Source organism: Bacillus pinisoli, assembly GCF_023036475.1.
GTDB classification, from domain to species: Bacteria; Bacillota; Bacilli; order Bacillales; family SA4; genus Bacillus_BS; species Bacillus_BS pinisoli.
On record NZ_JAJQKI010000013.1, the window covers coordinates 11,724 to 37,649 of the forward strand.

Consider the following 25,926-nt stretch of genomic DNA (forward strand, 5'->3'; position numbering starts at 1 on the left):
AGTATGCCAAAAAGGATAAAATTTATTATGCATAATAGTGAGAGTCAAAGATATCTGTTAAAGTATCCCAGGATAATATATTGGGAGTGTATGATACATCAGTCAAATGAATAACAGTTAAGATGTTTAAGTGTATTTAGATAAGATGTGGTATGACTAGATTTGAAAGATTGATTATTAGTATATTAGAAAAGTAAAAAATGAGGTTTGTAAAAAGAATTGGTATTAGTAAACACCATTTAAAAAAGATTAAACCGAAAAATTATCAATTTTTCGGTAGCATTTTACCGGGCTTTTCTTATAAAATATAGATAGGACAAACTTTTAGGAGTAGGCTATAATTTCTCATCATAAAGTTGTTTAATGTCCTAAAAAATATTATCCTAATTAGTAATAAAAGGGTAAAGGAGAGTTATCATGTTGAAAATACAAGAAATCCGTGAATTAATAAAATTAATTGATCAAGCATCAATCGATGAATTCAGTTATGAGCATGAAGGCTCAAAAATTAAAATGAAAAAGCACCAAAATCAAACAACAGTTGTAAGTCAAACGCAAGTGGCAGAGCCGGTGAATCAGCTACAAACACCTGTGCAACAAGCAGTTCAGCCAGCTGTTCAAGCAGCTCCAGCTCCTGTAGCAAAGGTGGAAGAACCTGCTCCAGTAAAGGCTGAAGATCCGAATTTACATAAGATTGTCTCACCAATGGTAGGAACATTTTATTCAGCACCAAATCCTGAATCTGGTCCATTCGTAAAAGTAGGCGATAAAGTAAATAAAGATAGTGTTGTATGTATCGTTGAAGCTATGAAGCTTTTTAATGAGATTGAAGCAGAAGTGACTGGGGAAATTGTTGAGATTTTAGTTGAAAATGGACAACTAGTAGAATATGGCCAACCAATGTTTCTGGTAAAATCTTAATAGGGAGCGTTCTTAATGATTAAAAAATTGTTAATTGCAAATAGAGGAGAAATTGCGGTTCGGATTATTCGAGCATGCCGAGAGTTAGATATTGAAACTGTCGCTGTATTCTCTGAAGCTGACCGAGAGGCTCTACATGTTCAACTAGCAGATGAGGCATATTGTATTGGACCTACTCCATCTAAAGAAAGCTATCTAAACATGACTAATATTATTAGTGTGGCAACTTTAACAGGATGCGACGCTATTCATCCAGGATATGGTTTTCTTGCTGAGAATGCTGACTTTGCAGAGATCTGTAGAGAATGCAATATCACGTTTGTTGGTCCAAGTCCTGAGGCTATATCCAAAATGGGGACGAAGGACGTTGCAAGAGAAACAATGAGAGAAGCAGGAGTGCCGATTGTTCCAGGTTCAAAGGGGATCATTAAAGACGAAGAGGAAGCACTTGCTCTTGCAAACGAAATGGGATACCCTGTCATTATAAAGGCAACTGCCGGTGGTGGCGGAAAAGGTATTCGAGTTGCTAAGACTGAGCAGGACCTAATTAAAGGTCTTCGAATTACACAGCAGGAAGCGGCTACTGCTTTTGGTAATCCAGGTGTTTATATTGAAAAATACATCGAAGATTTCAGACATGTGGAAATTCAAGTATTAGCAGATAATCATGGGAATGTCATACACTTAGGTGAACGCGATTGTTCCATTCAAAGACGCTTGCAAAAATTAGTAGAGGAAACTCCTTCTCCTGCACTTAGTAGTGAGGTTCGTGAGCAAATGGGACACGCTGCTGTTAAAGCAGCACAGGCTGTTAATTATTCAGGAGCTGGTACGATAGAGTTTATCTTTGATCATCATCAACAAAAGTTTTATTTCATGGAGATGAATACTAGAATTCAAGTAGAGCACCCTGTAACAGAAATGGTAACAGGAATTGACTTGATTAAGGAAATGATTAAGGTAGCTTCAGGTGAAGTTCTTTCAATTAAGCAAGAGGACGTTACCTATAACGGATGGGCGATCGAGTGTAGAATAAATGCTGAAAATCCAGCAAAGAATTTTATGCCATCTGCTGGTAAAATAGAAATGTACCTACCACCAGGTGGACTAGGTGTCCGAGTGGATTCTGCGGCTTACCCAGGTTATACGATACCACCTTATTATGATTCAATGATTGCTAAGCTCATTACGTATGGTGCTACTAGAGAAGAGGCAATCGCTAGAATGAAAAGAGCATTAAGTGAATTTGTCATTGAAGGAATTCATACAACGATTCCTTTTCACTTAAAATTAATGGAACATGAAAAGTTTGTGGAAGGTGACTTCAATACAAAGTTTCTTGAAATGTATGAGGTTATAAAGAAGTAAACTACCTATAGGAGGTGTCAAGATGAGTGAAAATAAAGTATTAGAAATGAACCATGAGTACGCGAGTCTCGGAAAAGTGGAGATTGCTCCTGAAGTTATTGAGGTAATTGCTAGTATTGCTTCTGCTGAGGTAGAGGGCGTAGCCTCAATGAGAGGGAACTTTGCTTCTGGAGTCGTTGAAAGATTAGGGAAAAAGAATCATGGTAAGGGTGTTAAAGTTGAGCTCACTGATGAGGGGATTACACTAGATGTTTATGTAACAATGAACTTTGGAGTTTCCATTCCAAAGGTTGCCAAAAACATTCAGGATAATGTTCGACAAACATTAGCTACCATGACAGCACTTGAAATTGATGAAGTGAATATTCACGTGGTAGGGGTTCAATTTGAAAACCAAAAGCATGAAGTAGAAATTGATCAGGAAATGTAAAAATGCTAGAGCCAAGCTTTCTTGGCTCTTTTTTTTAGGCTCTTTTCTAAAACTTTTTTGCTCTCGTGAAATTCCCAACACACTTTTTATACGACATTTTTCATTATTTTGTTTAATCATGTATAATGAGACTGAAAATAATTTATCATTAGTCAGTTAAGACTAAGAAGAAATAGGTTTATCTATTGTATAATGCAATCTTATGATATGATTTCTCTTAGAAAAATTGGAACTACTTAAAGGAGTATGAAATATGAACAGAAGACAAGCAAGAGAAAAAGCACTTCAAGTCCTTTTTCATTTAGATCTTAACGAACAAGAGCCTCAAATTGCCATCTCAAATGTACTAGAGGAAGAAGCAACGGATTCATTTTTGGAGGAGCTTGTCTTTGGAACAACCTCACATAAAGAAGAGATTGATACGATTATAAAGGGGAACTTAGAAAACTGGACGATAGAGCGAATCGGTAATGTGGACCGTGCAATTCTTAGGATAGCTATTTATGAAATGAAATTTGCCTCATCTATACCAACTAATGTGAGTATGAATGAAGCCATTGAACTTGCAAAAACGTTTGGAGATGACGATTCAAGTAAGTTCATCAACAGTGTTCTATCAAAAGTAAAGGATCAATTACCAGTTAAATAATTCCGAACACATTGTGTAAGGAACAAAGATTTACAAAAGAGTTTAAAAAAATAGTTGATGACCAGGATAGGGGGAGGATCATGTCTGAAATAAGGTATTTAACAGTTACTGCATTAACAAAATACATTAAGAAAAAATTTGATGTTGATCCTCATATGCAAAGTGTGCTATTAAAAGGTGAAATATCTAACTTTAAACAGCATAGTAGAGGTCATATGTACTTTACGATTAAGGATGAAAATGCCCGAATTCAAGCAGTCATGTTCTCAACGAATAATCGCATGATAAAATTTAAGCCAGAGAACGGGATGAAGGTACTGATTAAGGGAGATATATCAGTATATGAACCGAATGGAAATTATCAACTATATGTAACCGAGATGCAGCCCGATGGAATTGGAAGCTTATTTCTAGCTTATGAAGAACTGAAAAAGAAGCTCGAACAAGAAGGATTGTTTTCATCAGTACATAAAAAACCCATCCCCAAGTACCCCGAAAGAATTGGTGTTATAACGTCTCCAACAGGAGCGGCTGTACGAGATATCCTCATTACGATTAAAAGAAGATACCCAATTGGTGAAATCATTATCTTACCAACCCTTGTACAAGGAGAATATGCAGCACCGTCTATCGTTAAATCAATAAAAAAAGCAAATGAGTTAGGGAATCTGGACGTCCTTATTGTAGGTAGAGGTGGAGGGTCCATTGAGGAACTATGGGCATTTAATGAGGAAGCTGTCGCACGTGCCATTTTTGAATCTAATGTCCCTGTGATCTCGGCAGTTGGACATGAAACGGATTTTACTATTGCCGACTTTGTAGCTGATCTACGTGCACCTACCCCTACAGGAGCAGCTGAACTAGCTGTTCCACATATAGATGAGTTAGTTGAAAGAATTAATCAGCGCCGTACGAGGCTAACGAGAGCGATGAAAGAGAAGGCTCAGTCTGAACGAAAGCGGTTAGTACACTTACAAAAATCCTATGCGTTTAGGTATCCTAAACAATTATATAACCAAAAAGAACAACAATTAGATCGTTTACTCGATTCATTGCAAAGAGAAAGTAGACGATTCATTGAACAAAAAACGCGTCAGCTAGAAAAAGTAAGTGCAAAGCTTACTCAACGCCACCCAGCAGCTCAAGTTCAATGGCAAATCGAACGTCATAGCAGATTGAATAAGGAAATGAAAAAACTGATGTTAGATGTCTTAAATAAAAATGAACAACGATTCTCTCTTAGCCTTTCACGATTAGAAGGATTGAGTCCTTTAAAGATTATGGATAGAGGATATAGCATTGTTTATTCAGAAAATGAAGAACAAATCGTGAAATCAACCGGCCAAGTGTCAACAGGGGACACGATCAAAGTGAGACTGAAAGATGGTTCATTGAATTGTAAAATTAACGGGATTGAGGGGGAACCAGTAAATGAGTAAAGAAAAGAAACTTTCCTTCGAAGAAGCGATGGAGCAGCTTGAAGAAATTGTAGAAAAATTAGAAGAAGGCGATGTCCCTTTAGAAAAGGCAATTGAATATTTTCAGGACGGTATGTCTCTTTCGAAGCTATGTCATGATAAATTGAAAACAATTGAAAAGCAGATGGACAAGCTACTTCAGGATAATGGTGAACTGCAGCCGTTCCAAATCCAGGAGGAGGAAAAAGAGTGAGTGTGACTCGTTTTCAAGAATTTTTGTCCATCCAAAAAAACCAATTTGAAGAGACACTTTATGCATCACTTGAAAAAATATCTGCACCTAAAAGCCTAGTAGAGGCGATGAACTATTCCTTACAAGCTGGGGGGAAACGTCTACGTCCACTTTTATTATTTGCAACATTAAATGGCTTTCATAAAGACCCTAAATGGGGATTACCCATTGCCGTTTCCTTAGAGATGGTCCATACATATTCATTAATTCATGATGATTTACCAAGCATGGATGATGACGACCTTAGAAGAGGCAAACCAACCAATCATAAGGTGTTTGGGGAAGCACATGCCATTCTAGCAGGGGATGCCTTACTTACATATAGCTTTCAAGTATTAGCTGAACTCAATCATGAAGAAATTAGTCCAGAAAAAAAAATGCGACTCATACTAGAATTGTCTAGGGCAGCTGGTCCAGAAGGAATGGTTGGGGGACAGGTTGCAGACCTAGAAGGAGAACGAAAATCCCTTTCACTACGCGAGCTAGAGTATATCCATGAAAGAAAAACGGGGAAACTACTTGAATATTCCATTATTGCAGGTGGAATTGTTGCAGATGCTTCTGAGGAACAGATTCAACATCTAAGAAGTTTTGCTTTTCATTTAGGCTTAGCCTTTCAAATTAGAGACGATATTCTGGATATTGAAGGAACAGTAGAGGAAATTGGAAAACCAATTGGTTCTGATGAGCATAACCAAAAAAGTACCTATCCATCAGTGTTGACTTTAGAAGGTGCGAAAGAGAAATTAACGCAACACATACATCAGGCCAAGTACGCTCTTTCACAAATACCAGATATGGACTCCTTTTACTTAGAAGAAATCTGTAATCTAATTGCCGATCGAAAAAACTAGAAGTAGAAGTTAAGCCCTATTTAGGCGCTATGATTCATTGAGCAAAATGATAAATTGTGGTATAGTAAGCTTGATATGGGGTGGTGCAGTATTCTAGTCAGTCTCCCGTTTCTGAAGGCGGGCCTAAAAATCCGCCAAAGGGCACATCGATGAAGTTCCTGGTGTTGGCTTGAGGCGCCCAGCCTTGGGTTGATGCTGGGAGTTAAGGATCAAGGGCGATCCACAATGGCATGTGGGCGTTGACCCTTTTTCCGCGGAGGACCATCTTCTAACCTAAGAGGAAATCCTAGATTAGAAATGGTAATAAACCTGTGATCATAACATTCTATTCTTGTTATGCGCAGCGTAGCCTGCCTTGAGTGGTACCTGAGGGGATTATGGTATGGGTACGAGAATCAAAATGGCCATTGGCTCTTGTACCTTGTATGTCCATATGAAATCAATACTGCAAAAGAGGCTAGGAAATGTAAAGAGACTGCCCGAGGAAAACTCCTAGACTGTTCACTAAGACAAATAAAGGGGATTATAGTGCGGACTAAGTGGTAATCCAGTCTAGTAACTGGCGACATTGCTAAGGTGAGTTTAATGGGAAACCGCCAGAGTGGCAACACTCGGTACACACTTGGGAAAACCTACTGGACCTAAGCCGCAGTTTTTACTCTTTATTTGGCCACTCCTCCTACTACATATTTCAAAATAATAATGGAACGCTAAAAAGGTGACGATTAGGTTCATGAATGATACAACAATTCGAAAATCGATAAATTGGAGTTTAGGAATTGCCGTTATCACATTTGTGTTAGCGGCTATTTTTTCAATAGTTTCAACTTTTACCCTAAGTGGAGCGACATTGGCAGTTGGGATGATTATTGTACTGTCCATTGTTTTCGTCGGTATTTTCTTCGATATGTTAGGAGTAGCTGCAACAGCTGCTGACGAAGTACCTTTTCATGCGATGGCGTCTGAAAAAGTTAAAGGTGCGAGACATGCCATCTTAATTGTTAGGAATGCTGACCGCTTTTCAAATTTCTGTAATGATGTAATTGGAGATATTTCTGGTATAATTAGTGGTACAGCTTCTGCGATTGTGTTAGTTCAAGTAGCAATGGTATTAGATGTTGCTGATAATGGACCAGTTCAATTCACCATTTCTGTCATCTTTACCGGTGTCATAGCCGCGTTAACGGTTGGTGGGAAGGCACTAGGTAAGACATTTGCTATTCATTTATCTACTGATATTGTCTTTCAGGTAGGTAAATTGTTTTATTTTGCAGAAAATAAGTTAAAGCTTAAACTATTAAAAGATAATCGGGATAAAAAGAAAAAGCAAAATTTGAAACGAAAGTGAGTGATTCTTATGGATCTCACAAAAATTCAAGATCCTTCATTTTTAAAGGATCTATCTATAAATGAGTTAGAGCAGTTAAGTGCCGATATCCGTGACTTCCTAATTAATGTAACGTCTAGAACGGGTGGACATATAGGGCCAAATCTTGGGGTAGTAGAGTTAACTGTTGCATTACATAAGGTTTTTAATAGTCCAAATGATAAATTTATTTGGGATGTAGGCCATCAATCGTATGTTCACAAGATTTTAACGGGTCGAACGAATCAATTTGAAACTTTAAAGAAATATAAAGGATTATCAGGATTTCCAAAGCGAAATGAAAGTGAGCATGATGTTTGGGAAACGGGTCATAGTTCAACTTCACTATCAGCTGCCATGGGAATGGCAGTAGCAAGAGACCTGAAGGGAACAGATGAATATATCCTGCCTATTATCGGAGATGGTGCTTTAACAGGCGGAATGGCTCTTGAAGCATTAAATCATATTGGCCATGAAAAGACTGATATGATTGTCATTCTAAACGATAATGAAATGTCAATTGCGCCTAATGTTGGAGCTTTACATAATATTTTAGGGAAGCTTAGAACAGCAGGTAAGTACCAATGGGCAAAAGATGAGTTAGAGTACATCCTGAAGAAAATACCTGCTGTTGGTGGAAAGCTTGCTGCGGCGGCGGAACGTATCAAAGATAGTATGAAATATCTTCTCGTGACAGGTGTGTTTTTTGAGGAGTTAGGCTATACGTACTTAGGCCCAGTTGACGGTCACAATTATGAAGATCTAATCGAAAATCTTCTGTATGCAAAGAAAACTAAGGGTCCAGTACTAGTACATGTCATTACGAAAAAAGGTAAAGGGTATCATCCGGCAGAATCAGATCGGATTGGGACATGGCATGGTCCGGGACCGTATAAAATTGAATCTGGTGATTTTATTAAGCCAGCTAGTGCTCCTCCTGCTTGGAGTAAGGTCATAAGTGAAACCGTTAGGAAAATTGCACGTGAGGATAAGCGCGTAGTGGCAATCACTCCTGCTATGACAGTTGGCTCCAAGCTTGAAGGCTTTGGGGAGGAGTTTCCAGAACGTCTTTTTGATGTCGGTATTGCAGAGCAACACGCTGTCACGATGGCTGCTGGGTTAGCGACACAGGGAATGAAACCTTTCTTGGCTATATATTCTACATTCCTGCAACGTGGTTATGACCAAGTGGTGCATGATGTTTGTAGACAGAATCTTAATGTGTTCTTTGGTATTGACCGTGCCGGCTTAGTAGGCGCAGATGGAGAGACACATCAGGGTGTATTTGATATTTCATTTATGCGTCATGTTCCAAATATGGTTCTTATGATGCCAAAAGATGAGAATGAAGGGCAACATATGGTTTATACAGCGGTAAAGTATGATCATGGTCCAATTGCACTTCGCTACCCAAGAGGTAATGGTTTGGGTGTCACAATGGATGAAGATTTAAAAGAAATTCCAATTGGCTCTTGGGAGGTTTTACGTGAGGGGACGGATATAGCAATCCTGACTTTCGGTACAACCATACCTATGGCAATCGAAGCGGCAGATCGATTACAAGAAGAAGGACTATCTGTAAAAGTAGTAAACGCAAGATTTATCAAACCTTTTGATGAAGGGTTGTTAAGAGGACTATTAGATCAAGACATGCCAATCCTTACGATTGAAGAAGCGATGTTACAAGGCGGGTTTGGTAGTGCCATTTTAGAATATGCAAATGATCATGGGTATTATCAAAGTAAAATCGACCGCATAGGGATTCCTGACCAGTTCATTGAGCATGGAAGTGTCAACGAGTTACTAGAAGAGATAGATTTAACAGTTGAGGCTACCGTTACTAGAGCAAAGCTTATTTTAAATAAAAAACAACAAAGGGCATAAGCCATTATGAGTAAAAAGGAAAGAATAGATGTTTTATTAGTAGAAAGAGGCCTTATTGAAACAAGAGAAAAGGCTAAAAGAGCAATCATGGCGGGACTCGTCTATTCAAATGAAAATAGACTAGATAAGCCTGGGGAAAAAGTGGATCGAGAAATCGCCCTTGAGATTAAAGGTAAGCTTATGCCTTATGTGAGTAGAGGCGGTTTTAAGCTGGAAAAAGCATTAAAGGAGTTTGACTTAACCGTAGATCAAAAAATCATGATTGATATCGGATCATCGACAGGTGGGTTTACGGACTGTGCACTACAAAATGGTGCAAAGCTCTCCTATGCTGTAGATGTTGGCTATAACCAACTAGCTTGGAAGTTACGTCAGGATGAACGAGTTGTCGTAATGGAGAGAACTAATTTTCGATACGCAAAGCCCGAAGATTTTCATAAAGGTTTGCCCGAATTCGCCACCATTGATGTATCCTTTATTTCTTTACGCATCATCCTTCCTGTGTTAAAAACAATCCTTACACCAAATAGTGAGGTGATCGCGCTAGTTAAGCCTCAATTCGAAGCTGGTAGGGAACAGGTTGGGAAAAAGGGAATTGTGCGGGATTCTAAAGTTCATGTGCAAGTATTAGAGGACATGATTGAATTTTCAATAAAACAAGGATATGTCATTCGCAATATGACATTTTCCCCAATAACTGGTGGAGATGGCAATATAGAATTTCTCCTTCATCTTAGCTGGTCAGGAGAAGAAAACGGAATGAACGTTAATTCTCACTCGGCAGAGCAAATCGTGAAAAATGCACATCTTGAACTAAAACAGCAAAGTGAAAAAACAGAACAAGATTCAGAGTAAAAGGAGCACTCAGTTCATACACTGAGTGCTTTTTTTACGGACTAATCCTAAAGCATACCGAAAAGTTTTGGCGGTTATCCATATAGAATGGCTCTAATCTAATCACTTTTTAGAAAAGCCCCTTAAATAAAGGTTGTTTTCGTAGAGAGAGTTGCTCTTTTCTAACAATCACCACTTAGATTTAACATATAAAAAAGGGGAGGTTTTTAGAGAAAGTAGCTTGAAAAGCAACAAAGTATAGGAAAGAGCTTAAATAAAAACATCATTCTTACATAAAATGATTGTACAAGAATCTGTTCATCATATAACATAAAGTTAAGAGAGCTCGACTAGGAAAGAGGTATAAGTGTGAATAAAGGTCAAAGACATATAAAAATTAGAGAAGTCATCACATCTAACGAAATTGAAACACAGGATGAATTAGTGGACTTGTTAAAAGAAGAAGGCTTTAATGTGACACAGGCAACTGTATCTAGAGACATTAAAGAACTTCATCTTGTTAAGGTGCCGATGATTGATGGGAGATATAAGTACAGTCTTCCTGCAGATCAACGATTTAACCCCCTCCAGAAATTAAAGAGAGCCTTAATGGATGCCTTTGTAAAGATTGATTCAGCAGGTCACATGCTAGTGATGAAAACGTTGCCTGGTAATGCCAACGCTATTGGTGCACTAATTGATAACTTGGATTGGGATGAGATTCTAGGTACCATTTGCGGAGATGATACCATTCTCATCATATGCAAGGATGCTGAATTAACTGATGAAATATCTCAGCGCTTTTTAGACATGCTGTAAGAGAAAAGATATACGAGGTGGATGTTTTTTGTTAGCAGAATTATCAATTCGCAATTTTGCCATCATTGAAGAATTAACGGTTTCCTTTGAGAAAGGCCTAACAGTATTAACAGGAGAAACGGGAGCAGGAAAATCAATTATTATCGATGCGATTGGTCTCTTGGTAGGTGGCCGGGGATCGTCTGAATTTGTTCGTTTCGGAACGGACAAGGCAGAGATTGAGGGATTATTCCTATTAGATGAAGGAGTACACCCTTGTTATGAGAAAGCACGTGAACTAGGAATTGAAGTTTCAGAAGGAACATTCGTATTAAGGCGAGATATATTAAAAAATGGAAAGAGTGTATGTAGGATCAATGGCAAACTAGTCACTCTCGGGATACTAAGAGAAATTGGTCAAACACTTCTAGATATTCATGGCCAACATGAACATCAACTCCTAATGGATCAGGAACATCATATTGAATTATTAGATCAATATGGTGAAGAGGCTATTCATCCGGCTTTAGATGAATATAAGGAGTTATATAAAAAATACCAAGTTTTAACCGCTCAGCTTAAAAATCTTACGACAAACGAACAGCAACTAGTCCATCGATTAGACCTTCTCCAATTTCAATTAAACGAAATTACTACTTCCGAACTTGAGCCGGGTGAAGATGAAGTCTTATCAGAAGAGCGGCTGAAAATAGCTAATTTTGAAAAGATCTACCAATCAGTAAGCAATGCCTATCATGCTTTGCATGGTGACCAACGTGGCATGGACTGGGTAGGTCTTGCGATGAATCAGTTAGAATCCATCTCTTCCATTGATTCTACGTTTAAGAACATTTTTGAGACGCTGTCTACTTGTTTTTATCAATTAGAGGATGTCTCTTATTCTCTACGTGATCAACTAGATGAGCTAGAACATGATCCGAACCGTTTGAATTTTATTGAATCTAGACTTAATGAAATTAATCAATTAAAACGTAAATATGGACAGACGGTTGAGGACATTTTACGTTATGCAGCGAAGATAGAGGATGAAATCGACGAAATTGTGAATCGAGATTCACATGTTAATAAAGTAAAGAACGAATTGAACCACATTACGAAGGATCTTTTGCTTGAAGCACAGAATATCTCGGAACTCCGCAAAAAATGGGCGGTTACGTTAGAGAAAGCGATCTTAAAAGAACTAAAAGAGCTTTTTATGGAAAAGGCTAACTTTAAGATACATTTTGATGAACATAAAGGAGCAAATGAAGATCCAGAACTGGACGGTAAAAAGCTGAAGCTCCACAAGAATGGGTTTGATGTAGTGGATTTTTATATTTCACCCAATCCTGGTGAACCTCTTAAACCATTAACAAAGATTGCATCTGGTGGTGAGCTATCTAGAATTATGCTTGCGTTGAAATCCATATTCTCTAAGCACCAAGGTGTTACTTCCATTATATTTGATGAAGTAGATACAGGTGTTAGTGGAAGAGTTGCACAGGCGATAGCTGAAAAGATACATCGAGTATCCATTGATTCCCAGGTTCTGTGTATTTCTCATTTGCCACAAGTTGCTGCAATGGCGGATCAGCATCTTTTTATTGAAAAGAAGACGAATAATGACAGAACCAAAACATCAGTAAAGAAATTAAATACTAGTGAACAAACCAAAGAAATAGCTCGCATGATATCTGGTGTAGAAATAACAGAACTTACAATTCAACATGCAAAAGAGCTACTAACCCTTGCCTCATTAGTAAAAAGCTAATCATACATGTAAAGCTATCCATAATGGGTAGCTTTTTTTGTTGAACAAAGGTTATAAATGAGGTGTTCTAAGGCAAAATTAATTATGTAGCCAAACAAGTGGTATGGTGTGGGTAGGAGCGAGGAGAGTGAAAACATGACAACAGACACGATCAGAAAAATAATTGGCGCAATTCTCCTTGTTTCTTTAGTTGCGATGGGTTTTTCAAAAACAGTACAGAACTATGTAGAACTACCGAAGAAGATTGTTTTATTTGAAAATCAAGAAGAACAACTTTCGATCCCTGCTACTGCAACTGTAGAAACTTTCTCGACTGAAGCGTTTAGTGCTGAAAAAGAAGATGAAGGTACGCTTTCCATCAAAGGAACAGAAAGCGGGGCTAGTGATATGATTGTAGAAATGGCTGGCTTTCCGATTAAGAAGGTAGATGTAGAGATCCTTTCTGATTTTAAAGTCATACCAGGAGGACAATCAATTGGAGTTAAGTTAAACTCTAAAGGAGTCTTAGTAGTAGGGCATCATCAGATTGAAACTGAAAAAGGAAAACAATCCCCTGGTGAAATAGCAGGTGTACAAGTCGGAGACATCATCAAACAAATCAATGGCAAAACAATAGATAAAATGAGTGATGTAACTCCATTCGTACAAGAAGCGGGTAAGACAGGGGAACCTCTAGATTTAGTTGTTATTCGCGAAGACAAAGAGATAAAAACAAAACTTGTACCGCTTAAAGATAAAAATGAACACTCGTTTCGAATTGGACTATATATCCGCGATTCAGCCGCAGGTATTGGAACAATGACTTTCTATCACCCTGGAAGTAAGAAATATGGTGCATTAGGTCATGTTATTTCCGATATGGATACTAAAAAGCCAATCGTTGTGGATGATGGGCAAATTATTAGATCAACGGTTACTTCCATTCAAAAGGGCGCAAACGGAAGTCCTGGAGAAAAGCATGCAAGATTTTCATCTGAAAAGGAAGTCATTGGTGATATTACAAGGAACAGTCCATTTGGTATATTTGGAGCATTATCGAAGACCATGAAGAATGGTATTATGGATGAACCAATGCCAGTTGCTTTATCACATCAAGTAAAAGAAGGACCAGCTAAGATTTTGACAGTCGTTGATAATGATCAAGTACAATTGTTTGACATCGACATTGTGAGTACAGTACCACAGAAGTTTCCTGCTACAAAAGGTATGGTCATAAAAGTTACAGACCCAGAACTATTAGAGAAGACCGGTGGAATTGTACAGGGGATGAGTGGAAGTCCAATTATTCAAGATGGGAAGCTTATTGGTGCAGTAACGCACGTATTTGTAAATGATCCGACTTCTGGATACGGCGTTCATATTGAGTGGATGTTGAATGAAGCAGGATTAGATATATATGAAAAAGGCAGTGAAGAGAAAAAGGCGAGCTAATATAGCTCGTTTTTTCTTTTGTTTGAAAAGTATATATATTATAATTAAGAAGATACAAAGATTTTTCGACAAATGTGAAGAATCTGTATCACATTTAGTCGAAATTTAAAGTAAAATGAAGAAAACAAGAGATATATTGAGATTTTCAGGATTTTTTTAAAAAAATAAAGGATTTTTGGTTGCATTGTCGAATTCTTCAATTAGAATAGAAATAGAACTAATATACATTTATTAAATTTTTCCTTGTACAATCGAAAAGCGACACTAAATAAAAGCTGCATACTAAAAAACGATTCTATAAGGTGTAATGGTTTTCAGGCATCAGTTTACTTGTTACTAAATAATTTAAACTCGTTGAAAAAGGGTACTGAGGAGGAAATGTGTGTTGAAGAAAATTAAGGTTTGTTTAGTGGATGATAATCGTGAGCTAATAGGATTATTAGAGGACTATGTATCGGCTCAGGAAGATATAGAGGTAATTGGTGTTGCATATAATGGACAAGAGTGTCTTAACCTATTAGAAGAAAAAGATCCGGATGTATTAGTTCTAGATATTATCATGCCACATTTAGATGGCTTAGCTGTTCTTGAAAAGATGCGTGAACTAAAGAAGGATAAACAACCAAATGTAATTATGCTAACTGCATTTGGACAAGAAGATGTAACGAAAAAAGCGGTAGAACTAGGAGCTTCTTATTTTATCCTTAAGCCATTTGACATGGAAAACTTAACAAGCCACATTCGCCAAGTAAGTGGGAATTCCGTCTCAGTAATTAAGAGATCATCAAGTAGTAGCCTACGATCACATTCAGAATCTAAGCCTAAAAATCTTGATGCAAGTATAACAAGTATTATTCATGAGATTGGTGTACCAGCACATATTAAAGGGTATTTATATCTTCGTGAAGCGATTTCAATGGTCTACAATGATATTGAATTATTAGGCTCCATTACGAAAGTGTTGTATCCGGATATTGCGAAAAAATACAACACAACTGCATCGCGTGTTGAACGCGCCATTCGTCATGCAATTGAAGTTGCTTGGAGTCGCGGAAACATTGATAGCATCTCATCATTATTCGGTTATACGGTAAGCATGACAAAAGCTAAGCCTACTAATTCAGAGTTTATCGCGATGGTTGCCGATAAATTACGTTTAGAGCATAAGGCTTCGTAATCATACTCTAGTTAAATTTTTACTTGCATAACATCCACATCGGATCGTTGGCTCCAACCAATGCCATGTAAAGGACATTGTTACTAGGGAAAACCTCTATTAATACAAAATGAAGGCCCAATAAATGACTATTTATTGGGCCTTCAACTGTATTCAATTTTATTTCTCGTTATTTTCTTCTTGTTGTAATTCGACTAACTTTTGGACAAGAATATGCTGTGGCATATGCATAATTTGTTCAAGTGGCACGCCTAATTTTTCGGATAATTTTAAAGCTGTATCTGCAGAAATTTGTAAAGGTTTCATAAGTCTCCTCCTTATTAAGTAGGATATAGTAATAACATAAGTAAAACAAGTGGGTTCTTTCTAGTTGTTATTAATGTGGTGTACTACACTAGTTACCCAAGCTGTAGACAAATGCCAGTAACAATAAAAAACTAAAGGTGAGGATATATGACAAAAATAATAGGCCATAGAGGGGCAGCGGGAACACATCCTGAGAATACGATGATTTCTTTTCAAGAAGTAGAAAGAGTAGGAGCAGATGGTATTGAGTTAGATGTTCAGCTTTCTAAAGATGGTGAAATTGTTGTTATACATGATGAGACACTAGATCGGACGACAACAGGTGAAGGTTGGGTAAAGGATTACAATCTAAAGGAACTAAGAAGGTTCGATGCTAGTTATAAGTTTCCGGAATATGGAGTGTGTAAAATTCCTACTCTAGATGAAGTGTTTAATTGGGCCTTGTCAAATGACTTATTTATTAATGTTGAACTTAAAAATACTACCGTTTTATACGAAGGAATTGAAGAAAAAGTCATAAAGCTGATCCGAACCTACAAGTATGAAAACAGAGTAGTGATTTCTTCGTTCAACCATTACAGCTTGGTAGAATGTCACAAACAAGCGCCTGATTTAAACTTAGGAATTTTGTATAGTGAACCATTATACGAGCCCTATGACTATGCGAAGCGGTTAGGAGCCAATTCTATTCATCCACAATATAAGGTGGCCACAGATTTAATTGTTCAAAAGTCTCAACAAAGTGGAATACCCGTTAGAACCTACACTGTCAACAAAACAAAGGATTTAAAAAGGCTTATAGCAGTTGGTGCTGCAGCTATTATTACTGATTATCCTAAGAAGGCATTGGATATAAAGAAAAGCTTTTAAGGGTATCTATATACAGCTAGCTTTAGAAACGTAGTAATCAACTTTCTGACACCTAAAATATCGATAATCAAAGGAAATAGCCTGCACGTTTGTGCAGGCTATTTCTTTTCTGAGAACCTTTTTTGAAGTTTATTTCTTTTCTTATCACGATGAAAGATGAACCCACCAATTAAGTACATACCTAATACAAGAAATAAAGCACCTATAATAAATTGCATCCAAAGCGCCGGAATAGGGGCTTGGAGAATACCGAATGACATATCTCTAATCAACTTAATCCCTAAAACGGCAAGGATGACCGGGATTAACACGATAACTAAGGCTATAAGACGTTGCATGATTGAAATCCTTTCTACTTAAATGTAGTTCTATTATAACGGAGATTTGCTTATATGAAAATTGTCAAAAAGGAAAATAGTGTGTAGAATAGGGGGTGGGTATGCAAGAACTTGCAAACGGAGAGGTAGAGACTATGCAAAAAGTGTTAATAGTAGGTGCGGGGAAAGGTGGAACTTCCATACTGAGGTTGGTTAAAGAAACTGATCTTATGGAGATTATCGCAGTCATTGACCAAGATCCATTAGCTCCCGGAATATCTTATGCTAAATCTCTTGGCATTTCTGTAGGAGAGAGATGGCAAGACTATTTGACAGCAGAAATTGATATTGTCATTGAGGCAACTGGAGTAGAAGCTGTTTTTAAAGAAATCAGAGAAAAAAGAAGTAAACGTACGGTAGTCATCCCTGGGTCAGTTGCTCATTTTCTCTCGCGATTAATGGAAGAAAAAGAGTTGCTTATTAATGAGTTGATCAACCAATCATATAAAAATGACCTCATCTTTAATTCTACTCACGACGGTATGATCGTGATTGATATTCAAGAAAATATCATTCTGTTTAATCGAAGTGCGGAGAAAATGACAGGGAAGAAAAGCAAGGATGTAATAGGGAAGAATGTTAGTCAAGTTATAGGGAATAGTCAGTTACCGAGAGTGTTACATAGTAGACAGGTGGAAAAAAATAAAGAATTAATCCTTGAAAATGGAAAGAAAATTATTACTACAAGAATTCCGATTGTAACAGAGACTGGGACATTGCTTGGTGCGTTTGCTGTCTTCAAAGATATTACAGAAGTGGTGAATTTAGCAGAAGAATTAACGAATGTGAAGGAAATTCAGATTATGCTTGAGGCTATTATTAACTCTTCTGAGGAAGCTATCTCTGTAGTAGATGAAGAAGGGAAGGGGACGCTTATTAATCCTGCCTACACAAAAATTACGGGCTTAACGAAACAAGATGTTGTAGGGATGCCTGCTACAGCCGATATTTCTGAGGGTGAGAGTGTGCATATGCAGGTTCTTCAAACCAGAAGGCCGATTAGAGGGGCTCGAATGAAAGTGGGTCCACACCACCGGGATGTCATTGTAAATGTTGCACCGATTATTGTAGATGGGAAGCTTAAGGGTAGTGTTGGGGTTATTCATGACTTGTCAGAAATTAAATCTTTGACTCAAGAATTAAAAAGAGCTAGACAAATTATTCGTACCCTCGAAGCGAAGTATTCGTTTGATGATATTATTGGAACCTCCGAAGAAATGAAATTTGCTGTTGAGCAAGCTAAATTGGGGGCGAAGACTCCGGCTACAGTTTTGTTAAGAGGTGAATCGGGGACAGGGAAAGAGTTGTTTGCTCATGCCATTCATAATGGAAGTGATCGCAAATTTAATAAATTTATAAGAGTGAACTGTGGGGCCATCTCGGAATCTCTTTTAGAAAGTGAATTATTTGGATACGAAGAAGGTGCTTTTTCTGGGGCAAAACGTGGTGGAAAAAGGGGATTCTTCGAGGAAGCGAATAACGGAAGTATTTTTCTGGATGAAATTGGAGAGCTTTCCTCTGCTATGCAAGTAAAACTTCTTCGTGTCCTTCAGGAAAATGAAATCATTCGAGTGGGCGGAACGAAGCCTGTTTCGATCAATGTAAGAGTGATTGCGGCGACGAACTTTAATTTAGAAAAAGGAATTGCGAATGGAACGTTTCGGGAGGATTTATATTACCGATTAAATCGTTTACCTATTCAAATTCCGCCTCTTCGTCAAAGAAAGCAAGATATCCCGGCATTGTGTGAGCATTTGCTACAAAAGATTAATCGAGACTATGGTCGAATGATAGAGTCGATCTCAACAAGTGCACTTGATTATCTTCTGACGTATGAATGGCCAGGAAATGTGCGGGAGCTAGAAAATATACTAGGACGAGCTGTAATTTACATGAAATACTCAGAAAATAAGATTCAGTTGTCTCACATCCCTGAATTAGAGCGTCACGGGCAAGCAAAAATAGACTCTGTTCTAGATCCAACAGAAGTAAAGCCGTTATCTGAGATGGTAGAGATTTATGAGGCAAGAGTATTGGAGGAAGTATTAAGGCAAAATAACGGTAATAAAACGAAGACTGCCAAACAATTAAATATTTCCTTACGAAGTCTTTACTATAAATTAGAAAAGTATCACCTATTGCAAAAATAAGCATGCAAAAATATGCATGCATTGCAAATAATTGCAGGGGTTTGAGTGTTTAAAGCAATGAAACAGTGATGGAAAAGTTGGCACGATTCTTGCTTATATATAATATGGCTAGATAAACTAAACGAGCTGAATGGTAAAAGGAGAAGAAATCCAATGAAGCTAGAAACAATCGTAGAAAAAGCAGCACAATTGGAAAAGAAAATTGTCGCTGTAGCCGCTGCTGAAGATGAGGAAGTCATTGAAGCGGTCAGTCTCGCATTAAGTAGAAATTTAGCGACCTTTCAGTTATATGGTGATGAACAAGAAATTAACGCTATGCTTGCAAAAAAAGGCATAGAGCGTCATGAAGCTATCAAAGTATTTCATGCTAATACAAGAGAAAGAGCCGCTGATCTGGCTGTAAAAGCCGTAAGTACTTTAGATGCTGATGTACTAATGAAAGGTAATATATCTACAGCGATCTTATTAAAGGCTGTTTTGAACAAGGACTTTGGACTGAGAACTGGAAATGTTCTTTCACATGTAGCGGTCTTTGAAGTATCTGGGTTTGACCGTTTTACAATTGTAACCGATGCGGGTATTAATATTGCTCCGGATCTACAGCAAAAGGTACAAATTATACAAAATGCTGTGAAAGTAGCTAAATCAATTGGTATTGAACTACCTAAGGTTGCACCTTTAGCAGCTGTAGAGGTTGTTAATCCAGCCATGCAAGCAACTATAGATGCATCTGTTCTAACACAAATGCAAGCAAGGGGCCAAATTAAAGATTGCTTAATAGACGGTCCACTTGCATTAGATAATGCCGTATCAACAACGGCAGCTAAACATAAAGGGATAAAAAATGAAGTTGCTGGTCAAGCAGACATTCTGCTTGTTCCGACAATTGAGGTTGGCAATGTCTTATACAAATCATTAATCTATTTTGCCGGTGGTAAGGTTGGAGCGGTAATCGCGGGTGCTAAGGCACCTATTGTTCTTACCTCAAGAGCTGATTCTGCTGAAAGTAAATTATATTCGCTTGCTTTAGCTGTTACGACAGCAACAACAAACAACCGTCTATAGATAAAAATTTAGAATGAAAAGAAGAGTATATACTGGGGAGGATTTTACAAATGGAAATGTTTAAGTATATGGAGACTTATGATTACGAGCAATTAGTATTGTGCCAAGACAAGGAGTCTGGATTAAAAGCTATTATCTGTATCCACGATACAACACTTGGGCCAGCACTTGGTGGTACAAGAATGTGGACATATGATTCAGAGGAAGCGGCTATTGAAGATGCCCTAAGACTTGCAAAAGGTATGACATATAAAAATGCGGCTGCCGGCTTAAATCTTGGTGGTGGAAAAACAGTTATCATCGGAGATCCTCGTAAAGATAAAAATGAAGCAATGTTCCGAGCATTTGGTCGTTACATTCAAGGGTTAAATGGTCGTTATATTACAGCTGAAGATGTTGGAACGACTGTAGCTGATATGGATTTAATTCATGAAGAAACAGATTTTGTTACAGGTATTTCACCAGCATTTGGTTCTTCAGGTAATCCTTCACCTGTCACAGCTTATGGAGTTTTCCGTGGTATGAAAGCTGCTGCAAAAGAAGCATTTGGTTCTGATTCACTTGAAGGTAAGGTAGTAGCTGTTCAAGGAGTTGGGAATGTTGCTTTTACACTTTGTCGTTATCTTCATGAAGAAGGTGCACAGTTAATTGTAACGGACATCAACAAGGAAGCAGTAGCAAGAGCGGTTGAAGAGTTTGGTGCAAAGGCAGTAGATCCAAACGATATCTACTCAGTTGATTGCGATATTTATGCGCCATGTGCTCTTGGGGCTACGATTAATGACGATACAATTCCACAGATAAAAGCTAAAGTAGTTGCTGGTGCAGCAAATAATCAGCTGAAAGAAGCACGTCATGGAGATATTCTTCATGAAATGGGCATTGTGTACGCACCTGACTATGTCATTAACGCAGGTGGAGTTATTAATGTTGCTGATGAATTGTATGGTTACAATCGTGATCGTGCAATGAAAAAAGTTGAAATGATCTACGATAATATCGAAAGAGTAATTAACATCTCAAAGCGTGATGGAATTCCAACTTATGTCGCGGCAGATAGATTAGCAGAAGAAAGAATTCAAACAATGAAAAATTCAAGAAGTCAATTTTTACAAAATGGGCGTCACATTTTAAGTCGCCGTTTAGGTCGATAAGAGTAACTAGCACTAAACGAGAGAGAAGTTAGGTGTGAATAAAAGTTCTTTATACCTGGCTCACCTCTAAATGGAGGTTTATATTTTGCAAGAAAGAGAATACCGCATACTAGTAATTAATCCTGGTTCTACTTCTACAAAAATAGGCGTTTTTTCAGATGAAGTGTCTATTTTTGAAAAGACAATCCGACATGATACTGAACACATATCTACTTTTTCTTCTATTATTGATCAATATGAGTTTAGGAAACAGACCATTCTTGAAGCATTAGATCATGAAGGAATCAATACATCTAAATTAAGTGCAGTTTGTGGTAGAGGTGGCCTACTAAGACCCATTAAAGGTGGGACATATGATGTAAATAATCAAATGTTAGAGGATTTGAAAAGGGGTTACTCTGGACAACATGCCTCGAACTTGGGTGGAATTATCGCTTATGAAATAGCCACTGGACTTAACATACCATCATTTATTGTGGACCCAGTTGTAGTAGATGAACTAGACGATATTGCTAGAATATCCGGGGTCCCTGAAATTGAGAGAAAAAGTATATTCCATGCGCTAAATCAAAAAGCTGTAGCTCGCCGAGTGGCAAAAAGTTTAGGTAAGCCTTATGAAGAACTTAGCTTAATTGTTACACATATGGGTGGAGGTATTACAGTAGGTGCTCATAAAAACGGAAGAGTAATTGATGTCAATAACGGTCTACACGGTGATGGTCCTTTCAGTCCTGAACGGGCAGGAACAGTTCCAGCCGGTGATTTAGTATCAATGTGCTTTTCAGGTGAATTCTACCGAGACGAAGTAATGAAAAAGCTTGTTGGTCAAGGTGGTTTAGTTGGGTACTTAGGAACAAACGATGCGTTGAAGGTAGAGAAAATGATTGCTGCTGGGGATGAAAAGGCAAAGCTTGTCTATGACGCAATGGCTTATCAAGTAGCAAAAGAAATAGGATCTGCAGCTGCAGTTCTTTACGGCAAAGTAGACCGAATTGTGTTAACAGGTGGATTAGCTTATGGGAAAGAGTTCGTAAAATCAATCTCCGACCGTGTAAATTGGATTGCGGATGTGATGGTGCAACCTGGTGAGAATGAGTTGCAAGCCCTTGCAGAAGGAGCTTTACGAGTACTCAAAGGTGAAGAGCAAGCTAAAACTTATCCTGGGACTCAAGGTCGTGAAAGTATTAAGGTAGGAGGATAAGGAAGGAGAGGAAGTAACTGTGGCAACAGAATATGATCTAGTCATTCTTGGTGGTGGCACTGGCGGATATGTAGCTGGGATTCGTGCATCTCAGCTTGGCCTTAAAGTTGCAATTGTAGAGAAAGGTAAACTAGGGGGAACATGTCTTCATAAAGGATGTATTCCTAGTAAAGCACTTTTAAGAAGTGCAGAAGTATTTGCAACTGCAAAAAAGGGTGAAGAGTTTGGAGTCATTGCAAAAGAAGTCGCTTTAGATTTTACAAAAGTACAAGAACGAAAATCTAAAATTATTGATCAGCTTCATAAGGGAATTCAACATTTGATGAAGCAAGGGAAAATTGATGTTTATGAAGGAATGGGTAGAATCCTTGGTCCTTCTATCTTCTCACCAATGCCTGGTACAATTTCTGTTGAGATGAATAATGGTGAAGATAATCAAATGCTTATACCCAAAAATGTGATCGTTGCAACAGGCTCTCGCCCTCGTACTCTTCCAGGACTTGAGATAGATGGTGAGTTTGTATTGTCTTCTGATGAAGTATTAGAATTAGAGAAACTTCCGGACTCCATTATTATCGTGGGCGGTGGTGTTATTGGCATTGAATGGGCTTCTATGATGGCTGATTTTGGTGTAGAGGTTACGGTGCTAGAGTATGCAGACCGTATTATACCAACAGAGGATCATGAAGTATCAAAAGAGATGCAACGACTTATGAAGAAAAAAGGGGTCAAGATTGTCACAAGTGCAAAGGTATTACCTGAAACACTACAAAAAGACCAGGGTGTTACAATTGCAGCTGAACATAAGGGTGAGAAAAAGGAGTTCAAGGCAGATCAGCTTCTAGTTTCAGTGGGAAGACAGGCGAATGTTGAAGGTATCGGAATTGAAAACACAGAAATACAGGTAGAGAAAGGTTTTATCACGGTAAATAAGCATTATCAAACAAAGGAATCTCATATCTATGCTATCGGTGATGTAATCGGCGGATTGCAGCTTGCCCATGTTGCATCCCATGAAGGTATAGCAGCAGTTGAACACATAGCAGGAGAAGAAGTGGAGCCAATTGATCCATCCCTTGTTTCAAAATGTATTTATAGTAACCCGGAAGCTGCGAGTGTAGGCTATACAGAACAAGAAGCAAAGGAAAAGGGCTACAAAGTAAAAACTGGTAAATTCTCGTTCAAAGCCATTGGGAAAGCTTTAGTATTTGGCGAAGCGGATGGCTTTGTAAAGCTCATTATGGATGAAGAAACAGAAGACTTATTAGGAGTTCATATGATTGGCCCTCATGTTACAGATATGATTTCTGAGGCAGGCCTTGCTCGTGTGTTAGATGCCACCCCATGGGAAATTGGCAAAACAATTCACCCACACCCAACTCTCTCAGAAGCAATAGGAGAGGCGGCATTAGCGGTTCAAGGTAAGGCTATTCATTCGTAATCTTATTAATTGGGACGTTTACAATACGTGAAATACGGCTTGGAAGGGATACCTTCCAACCTTACATTACATAAGGCAGTTTAATCCTTTTAGTCAATTGTTCAAGAAAATATTATAGGCGACCTATTCTACAAGAACAGCCTTAATTTTAATTATTGGGGGTACGTATATGGCTGAAAATCGTCATCAAGCTTTAGGTTTAAGTGATGAGAAAGTTCTGCAAATGTATGAAACAATGCTATTGGCTCGTAAACTTGACGAGCGTATGTGGTTATTAAACCGTGCAGGTAAGATCCCGTTCGTTATATCTTGTCAAGGGCAAGAGGCAGCTCAAGTTGGGGCAGCGTTTGCATTAGATCGAGAAAAAGATTATGTGCTACCTTACTATCGTGATATGGGTGTTGTACTAGCGTTTGGTATGACAGCTCGTGAACTCATGCTCTCTGGATTCGCAAAAGCGGAAGATCCTAACTCTGGTGGTCGTCAAATGCCTGGTCATTTCGGTCAAAAGAAAAATAGAATTGTAACAGGTTCATCTCCTGTTACTACACAAGTCCCACATGCAGTAGGTGTTGCTTTAGGTGGTCGTCTTGAAGGAAAAGATCTTGTAACGTTTGTTACTTTTGGAGAAGGCTCATCAAACCAAGGTGATTTCCATGAGGGTGCAAACTATGCAGCTGTTCACAAACTACCTGTTATTTTCATGTGTGAGAATAATAAATATGCAATATCTGTTCCATATGAGAAACAAGTAGCCTGTGAAAAGATTTCAGACCGTGCTATTGGTTATGGTATGCCTGGATTTACAGTCGATGGTAATGACATATTAGCTGTATATGAAGCAGTGAAAGAAGCGGCAGACCGTGGGCGTCGCGGAGAAGGACCTACTCTAATTGAAGCAATTTCGTATCGCTTAACAGCGCACTCTAGTGATGATGATGATCGTGCTTACCGTTCTAGAGAAGAGGTAGAAGAAGCGAAGAAAAAGGATGGGCTTTTCGCATTTGAAATGTATTTACGTGAAGTTGGAGTACTTTCAGATGAACAGTTCGAGACCATTGTGGAACGTGTAAAAATAGAGGTAGATGAAGCAACTGATTATGCTGAAAGCGCACCATATGCAGATGCAGAATATGCATTAAAGCATGTTTATGCTGAGTAAGTGAGGGGGAAGAAGGATGCCAGTAATTTCTTATATTGATGCGGTAACCTTGGCTATACGTGAAGAAATGGAACGAGATTCCAAGGTATTTGTATTGGGCGAGGATGTTGGAAGAAAAGGTGGCGTATTTAAAGCAACTCATGGTCTATATGAAAAATTCGGAGAAGAGCGTGTCATTGATACTCCGTTAGCAGAGTCAGCCATTGCTGGAGTTGCCATCGGAGCAGCGATGTATGGTATGAGACCGATTGCTGAAATGCAATTTGCTGACTTTATTATGCCAGCAGTTAACCAAATTATTTCCGAAGCGGCTAAAATTAGATACCGTTCCAACAATGATTGGTCTTGTCCTTTAGTAGTACGTGCACCATATGGCGGCGGTATACACGGGGCACTTTACCACTCACAATCAGTGGAGGCAATCTTTGCTAATCAGCCAGGTTTAAAAATAGTGATGCCATCAACACCTTATGATGTAAAAGGATTACTCAAAGCTGCAATTCGTGACGAGGACCCAGTATTATTCTTTGAACATAAGCGTGCTTATCGTCTCATTAAGGGTGAAGTTCCAACAGACGACTATGTACTTCCAATTGGAAAAGCTGATATAAAGCGAGAGGGAGAAGATGTAACCGTGATCACGTATGGTCTATGTGTTCATTTTGCCCTTCAAGCAGCAGAAAAACTAGCGAGTGATGGTATTTCTGTACATGTACTAGATTTACGAACAGTTTATCCACTCGATAAAGAAGCAATTATGGAAGCGGCATCAAAAACTGGAAAAGTACTACTCTTAACGGAGGATACGTTGGAAGGAAGCATTATGAGCGAGGTATCTGCAATTATCGCAGAAAACTGCCTGTTCGATTTGGATGCACCTATTAAAAGATTAGCCGGTCCAGATGTTCCAGCTATGCCATATGCTCCGACAATGGAGAAGTTTTTTATGGTGAATCCTGATAAGGTCGAAAAAGCAATCAGAGAACTAGCAGAATTTTAATAATACT

At 38.3% G+C, this 25,926-nt stretch carries 24 protein-coding genes; 22 read left to right on the plus strand and 2 right to left on the minus strand.

What is annotated here, in order from left to right; all coding sequences use genetic code 11:
* The first annotated feature begins 417 nt into the window (after positions 1-417).
* The 14 genes from accB (at position 418) to spo0A (ending at position 15,193) form a co-directional block, all read left to right on the plus strand.
* A complete protein-coding gene (gene accB / locus LT143_RS16225) occupies positions 418-921 on the plus strand; it encodes an acetyl-CoA carboxylase biotin carboxyl carrier protein (protein ID WP_246944591.1) in 504 nt (167 codons plus the stop codon).
* Between the two features lie 15 nt (positions 922-936).
* A complete protein-coding gene (accC, locus tag LT143_RS16230) occupies positions 937-2,289 on the plus strand; it encodes an acetyl-CoA carboxylase biotin carboxylase subunit (RefSeq protein WP_246944593.1) in 1,353 nt (450 codons plus the stop codon).
* Between the two features lie 22 nt (positions 2,290-2,311).
* Positions 2,312-2,719: an Asp23/Gls24 family envelope stress response protein gene (locus LT143_RS16235; RefSeq protein WP_246944595.1), complete on the plus strand. Its 408-nt coding sequence runs from the start codon at positions 2,312-2,314 to the stop codon at positions 2,717-2,719.
* A gap of 253 nt (positions 2,720-2,972) precedes the next feature.
* Positions 2,973-3,368: a transcription antitermination factor NusB gene (gene nusB, locus LT143_RS16240; protein ID WP_246944596.1), complete on the plus strand. Its 396-nt coding sequence runs from the start codon at positions 2,973-2,975 to the stop codon at positions 3,366-3,368.
* 80 nt (positions 3,369-3,448) lie between these two features.
* Entirely contained in the window at positions 3,449-4,807 is a 1,359-nt protein-coding gene (gene xseA / locus LT143_RS16245) for an exodeoxyribonuclease VII large subunit (RefSeq protein ID WP_246944598.1), read from the plus strand.
* Positions 4,800-5,039 (plus strand): exodeoxyribonuclease VII small subunit, encoded by a 240-nt coding sequence (locus tag LT143_RS16250; protein WP_246944600.1) that lies wholly within the window; start codon positions 4,800-4,802, stop codon positions 5,037-5,039. Before xseA ends, LT143_RS16250 begins: the two co-directional genes overlap by 8 nt.
* The gene (locus tag LT143_RS16255; RefSeq protein ID WP_418909842.1) at positions 5,036-5,932 is read left to right on the plus strand and encodes a polyprenyl synthetase family protein; all 897 of its coding nucleotides are present in this window, start codon (positions 5,036-5,038) and stop codon (positions 5,930-5,932) included. Before LT143_RS16250 ends, LT143_RS16255 begins: the two co-directional genes overlap by 4 nt.
* Positions 5,933-6,665: 733 nt before the next feature.
* Entirely contained in the window at positions 6,666-7,280 is a 615-nt protein-coding gene (locus LT143_RS16260; protein ID WP_246944602.1) for a hypothetical protein, read from the plus strand.
* Positions 7,281-7,289: 9 nt separating this feature from the next.
* Entirely contained in the window at positions 7,290-9,182 is a 1,893-nt protein-coding gene (gene dxs / locus LT143_RS16265) for a 1-deoxy-D-xylulose-5-phosphate synthase (protein ID WP_246944604.1), read from the plus strand.
* Positions 9,183-9,188: 6 nt separating this feature from the next.
* A complete protein-coding gene (locus tag LT143_RS16270; RefSeq protein WP_272495836.1) occupies positions 9,189-10,037 on the plus strand; it encodes a TlyA family RNA methyltransferase in 849 nt (282 codons plus the stop codon).
* Positions 10,038-10,385: 348 nt separating this feature from the next.
* Positions 10,386-10,835: a transcriptional regulator AhrC/ArgR gene (gene ahrC, locus LT143_RS16275; protein ID WP_246944607.1), complete on the plus strand. Its 450-nt coding sequence runs from the start codon at positions 10,386-10,388 to the stop codon at positions 10,833-10,835.
* 28 nt (positions 10,836-10,863) lie between these two features.
* Positions 10,864-12,585, plus strand: coding sequence for a DNA repair protein RecN (gene recN / locus LT143_RS16280; protein WP_246944610.1), 1,722 nt, complete (start codon positions 10,864-10,866; stop codon positions 12,583-12,585).
* A gap of 135 nt (positions 12,586-12,720) precedes the next feature.
* Positions 12,721-14,016, plus strand: a complete 1,296-nt coding sequence (gene spoIVB, locus LT143_RS16285; RefSeq protein ID WP_246944612.1) for a SpoIVB peptidase — start codon at positions 12,721-12,723, stop codon at positions 14,014-14,016.
* Positions 14,017-14,401: 385 nt separating this feature from the next.
* Positions 14,402-15,193: a sporulation transcription factor Spo0A gene (spo0A, locus tag LT143_RS16290; protein ID WP_246944614.1), complete on the plus strand. Its 792-nt coding sequence runs from the start codon at positions 14,402-14,404 to the stop codon at positions 15,191-15,193.
* Between the two features lie 159 nt (positions 15,194-15,352).
* Here spo0A and LT143_RS16295 read toward each other — a convergent pair whose 3' ends face one another.
* Entirely contained in the window at positions 15,353-15,499 is a 147-nt protein-coding gene (locus LT143_RS16295; protein ID WP_246944616.1) for a YycC family protein, read from the minus strand.
* Between the two features lie 147 nt (positions 15,500-15,646).
* Here LT143_RS16295 and LT143_RS16300 point away from each other — a divergent pair, with 147 nt between their 5' ends.
* Complete coding sequence (locus LT143_RS16300) at positions 15,647-16,369, plus strand: glycerophosphodiester phosphodiesterase (RefSeq protein ID WP_246944618.1); 723 nt, start codon at positions 15,647-15,649, stop codon at positions 16,367-16,369.
* 98 nt (positions 16,370-16,467) lie between these two features.
* On the opposite strand, the gene LT143_RS16305 is transcribed toward LT143_RS16300, so the two are convergent.
* Positions 16,468-16,707: a DUF2627 domain-containing protein gene (locus LT143_RS16305; RefSeq protein ID WP_246944620.1), complete on the minus strand. Its 240-nt coding sequence runs from the start codon at positions 16,705-16,707 to the stop codon at positions 16,468-16,470.
* Positions 16,708-16,841: 134 nt separating this feature from the next.
* On the opposite strand from LT143_RS16305, the gene LT143_RS16310 reads away from it, so the two are divergent.
* The 7 genes from LT143_RS16310 (at position 16,842) to LT143_RS16340 (ending at position 25,919) form a co-directional block, all read left to right on the plus strand.
* Positions 16,842-18,896 carry a sigma 54-interacting transcriptional regulator gene (locus LT143_RS16310; RefSeq protein ID WP_246944800.1) on the plus strand — a complete coding sequence of 685 codons (2,055 nt, stop codon included), beginning with the start codon at positions 16,842-16,844 and terminating at the stop codon, positions 18,894-18,896.
* Between the two features lie 153 nt (positions 18,897-19,049).
* On the plus strand, positions 19,050-19,961 hold the full coding sequence (yqiS, locus tag LT143_RS16315) for a phosphate butyryltransferase (RefSeq protein WP_246944622.1): 912 nt from the start codon (positions 19,050-19,052) through the stop codon (positions 19,959-19,961).
* A gap of 50 nt (positions 19,962-20,011) precedes the next feature.
* A complete protein-coding gene (bcd, locus tag LT143_RS16320; RefSeq protein ID WP_246944625.1) occupies positions 20,012-21,115 on the plus strand; it encodes a Leu/Phe/Val dehydrogenase in 1,104 nt (367 codons plus the stop codon).
* 70 nt (positions 21,116-21,185) lie between these two features.
* Positions 21,186-22,316, plus strand: coding sequence for a butyrate kinase (buk, locus tag LT143_RS16325; RefSeq protein WP_418909843.1), 1,131 nt, complete (start codon positions 21,186-21,188; stop codon positions 22,314-22,316).
* 19 nt (positions 22,317-22,335) lie between these two features.
* Complete coding sequence (gene lpdA / locus LT143_RS16330; RefSeq protein WP_246944630.1) at positions 22,336-23,757, plus strand: dihydrolipoyl dehydrogenase; 1,422 nt, start codon at positions 22,336-22,338, stop codon at positions 23,755-23,757.
* A gap of 169 nt (positions 23,758-23,926) precedes the next feature.
* Entirely contained in the window at positions 23,927-24,919 is a 993-nt protein-coding gene (locus LT143_RS16335) for a thiamine pyrophosphate-dependent dehydrogenase E1 component subunit alpha (RefSeq protein WP_246944632.1), read from the plus strand.
* A gap of 16 nt (positions 24,920-24,935) precedes the next feature.
* Complete coding sequence (locus LT143_RS16340) at positions 24,936-25,919, plus strand: alpha-ketoacid dehydrogenase subunit beta (RefSeq protein WP_246944634.1); 984 nt, start codon at positions 24,936-24,938, stop codon at positions 25,917-25,919.
* Positions 25,920-25,926: the final 7 nt, after the last annotated feature.

What these genes read in the sequence shown, in the direction of transcription:
- yqiS (WP_246944622.1), top strand. Translation starts at nt 19,050, where the DNA reads ATGAAGCTAGAAACAATCGTAGAAAAAGCAGCACAATTGGAAAAGAAA.
- buk (WP_418909843.1), top strand. Translation starts at nt 21,186, where the DNA reads ATGGAGGTTTATATTTTGCAAGAAAGAGAATACCGCATACTAGTAATT.
- bcd (WP_246944625.1), top strand. Translation starts at nt 20,012, where the DNA reads ATGGAAATGTTTAAGTATATGGAGACTTATGATTACGAGCAATTAGTA.
- nusB (WP_246944596.1), top strand. Translation starts at nt 2,973, where the DNA reads ATGAACAGAAGACAAGCAAGAGAAAAAGCACTTCAAGTCCTTTTTCAT.
- xseA (WP_246944598.1), top strand. Translation starts at nt 3,449, where the DNA reads ATGTCTGAAATAAGGTATTTAACAGTTACTGCATTAACAAAATACATT.
- LT143_RS16310 (WP_246944800.1), top strand. Translation starts at nt 16,842, where the DNA reads ATGCAAAAAGTGTTAATAGTAGGTGCGGGGAAAGGTGGAACTTCCATA.
- accB (WP_246944591.1), top strand. Translation starts at nt 418, where the DNA reads ATGTTGAAAATACAAGAAATCCGTGAATTAATAAAATTAATTGATCAA.
- LT143_RS16340 (WP_246944634.1), top strand. Translation starts at nt 24,936, where the DNA reads ATGCCAGTAATTTCTTATATTGATGCGGTAACCTTGGCTATACGTGAA.
- LT143_RS16300 (WP_246944618.1), top strand. Translation starts at nt 15,647, where the DNA reads ATGACAAAAATAATAGGCCATAGAGGGGCAGCGGGAACACATCCTGAG.
- dxs (WP_246944604.1), top strand. Translation starts at nt 7,290, where the DNA reads ATGGATCTCACAAAAATTCAAGATCCTTCATTTTTAAAGGATCTATCT.
- LT143_RS16260 (WP_246944602.1), top strand. Translation starts at nt 6,666, where the DNA reads ATGAATGATACAACAATTCGAAAATCGATAAATTGGAGTTTAGGAATT.
- LT143_RS16295 (WP_246944616.1), bottom strand. Translation starts at nt 15,499, where the DNA reads ATGAAACCTTTACAAATTTCTGCAGATACAGCTTTAAAATTATCCGAA.
- LT143_RS16270 (WP_272495836.1), top strand. Translation starts at nt 9,189, where the DNA reads ATGAGTAAAAAGGAAAGAATAGATGTTTTATTAGTAGAAAGAGGCCTT.
- LT143_RS16250 (WP_246944600.1), top strand. Translation starts at nt 4,800, where the DNA reads ATGAGTAAAGAAAAGAAACTTTCCTTCGAAGAAGCGATGGAGCAGCTT.
- LT143_RS16235 (WP_246944595.1), top strand. Translation starts at nt 2,312, where the DNA reads ATGAGTGAAAATAAAGTATTAGAAATGAACCATGAGTACGCGAGTCTC.
- accC (WP_246944593.1), top strand. Translation starts at nt 937, where the DNA reads ATGATTAAAAAATTGTTAATTGCAAATAGAGGAGAAATTGCGGTTCGG.
- LT143_RS16335 (WP_246944632.1), top strand. Translation starts at nt 23,927, where the DNA reads ATGGCTGAAAATCGTCATCAAGCTTTAGGTTTAAGTGATGAGAAAGTT.
- spoIVB (WP_246944612.1), top strand. Translation starts at nt 12,721, where the DNA reads ATGACAACAGACACGATCAGAAAAATAATTGGCGCAATTCTCCTTGTT.
- LT143_RS16305 (WP_246944620.1), bottom strand. Translation starts at nt 16,707, where the DNA reads ATGCAACGTCTTATAGCCTTAGTTATCGTGTTAATCCCGGTCATCCTT.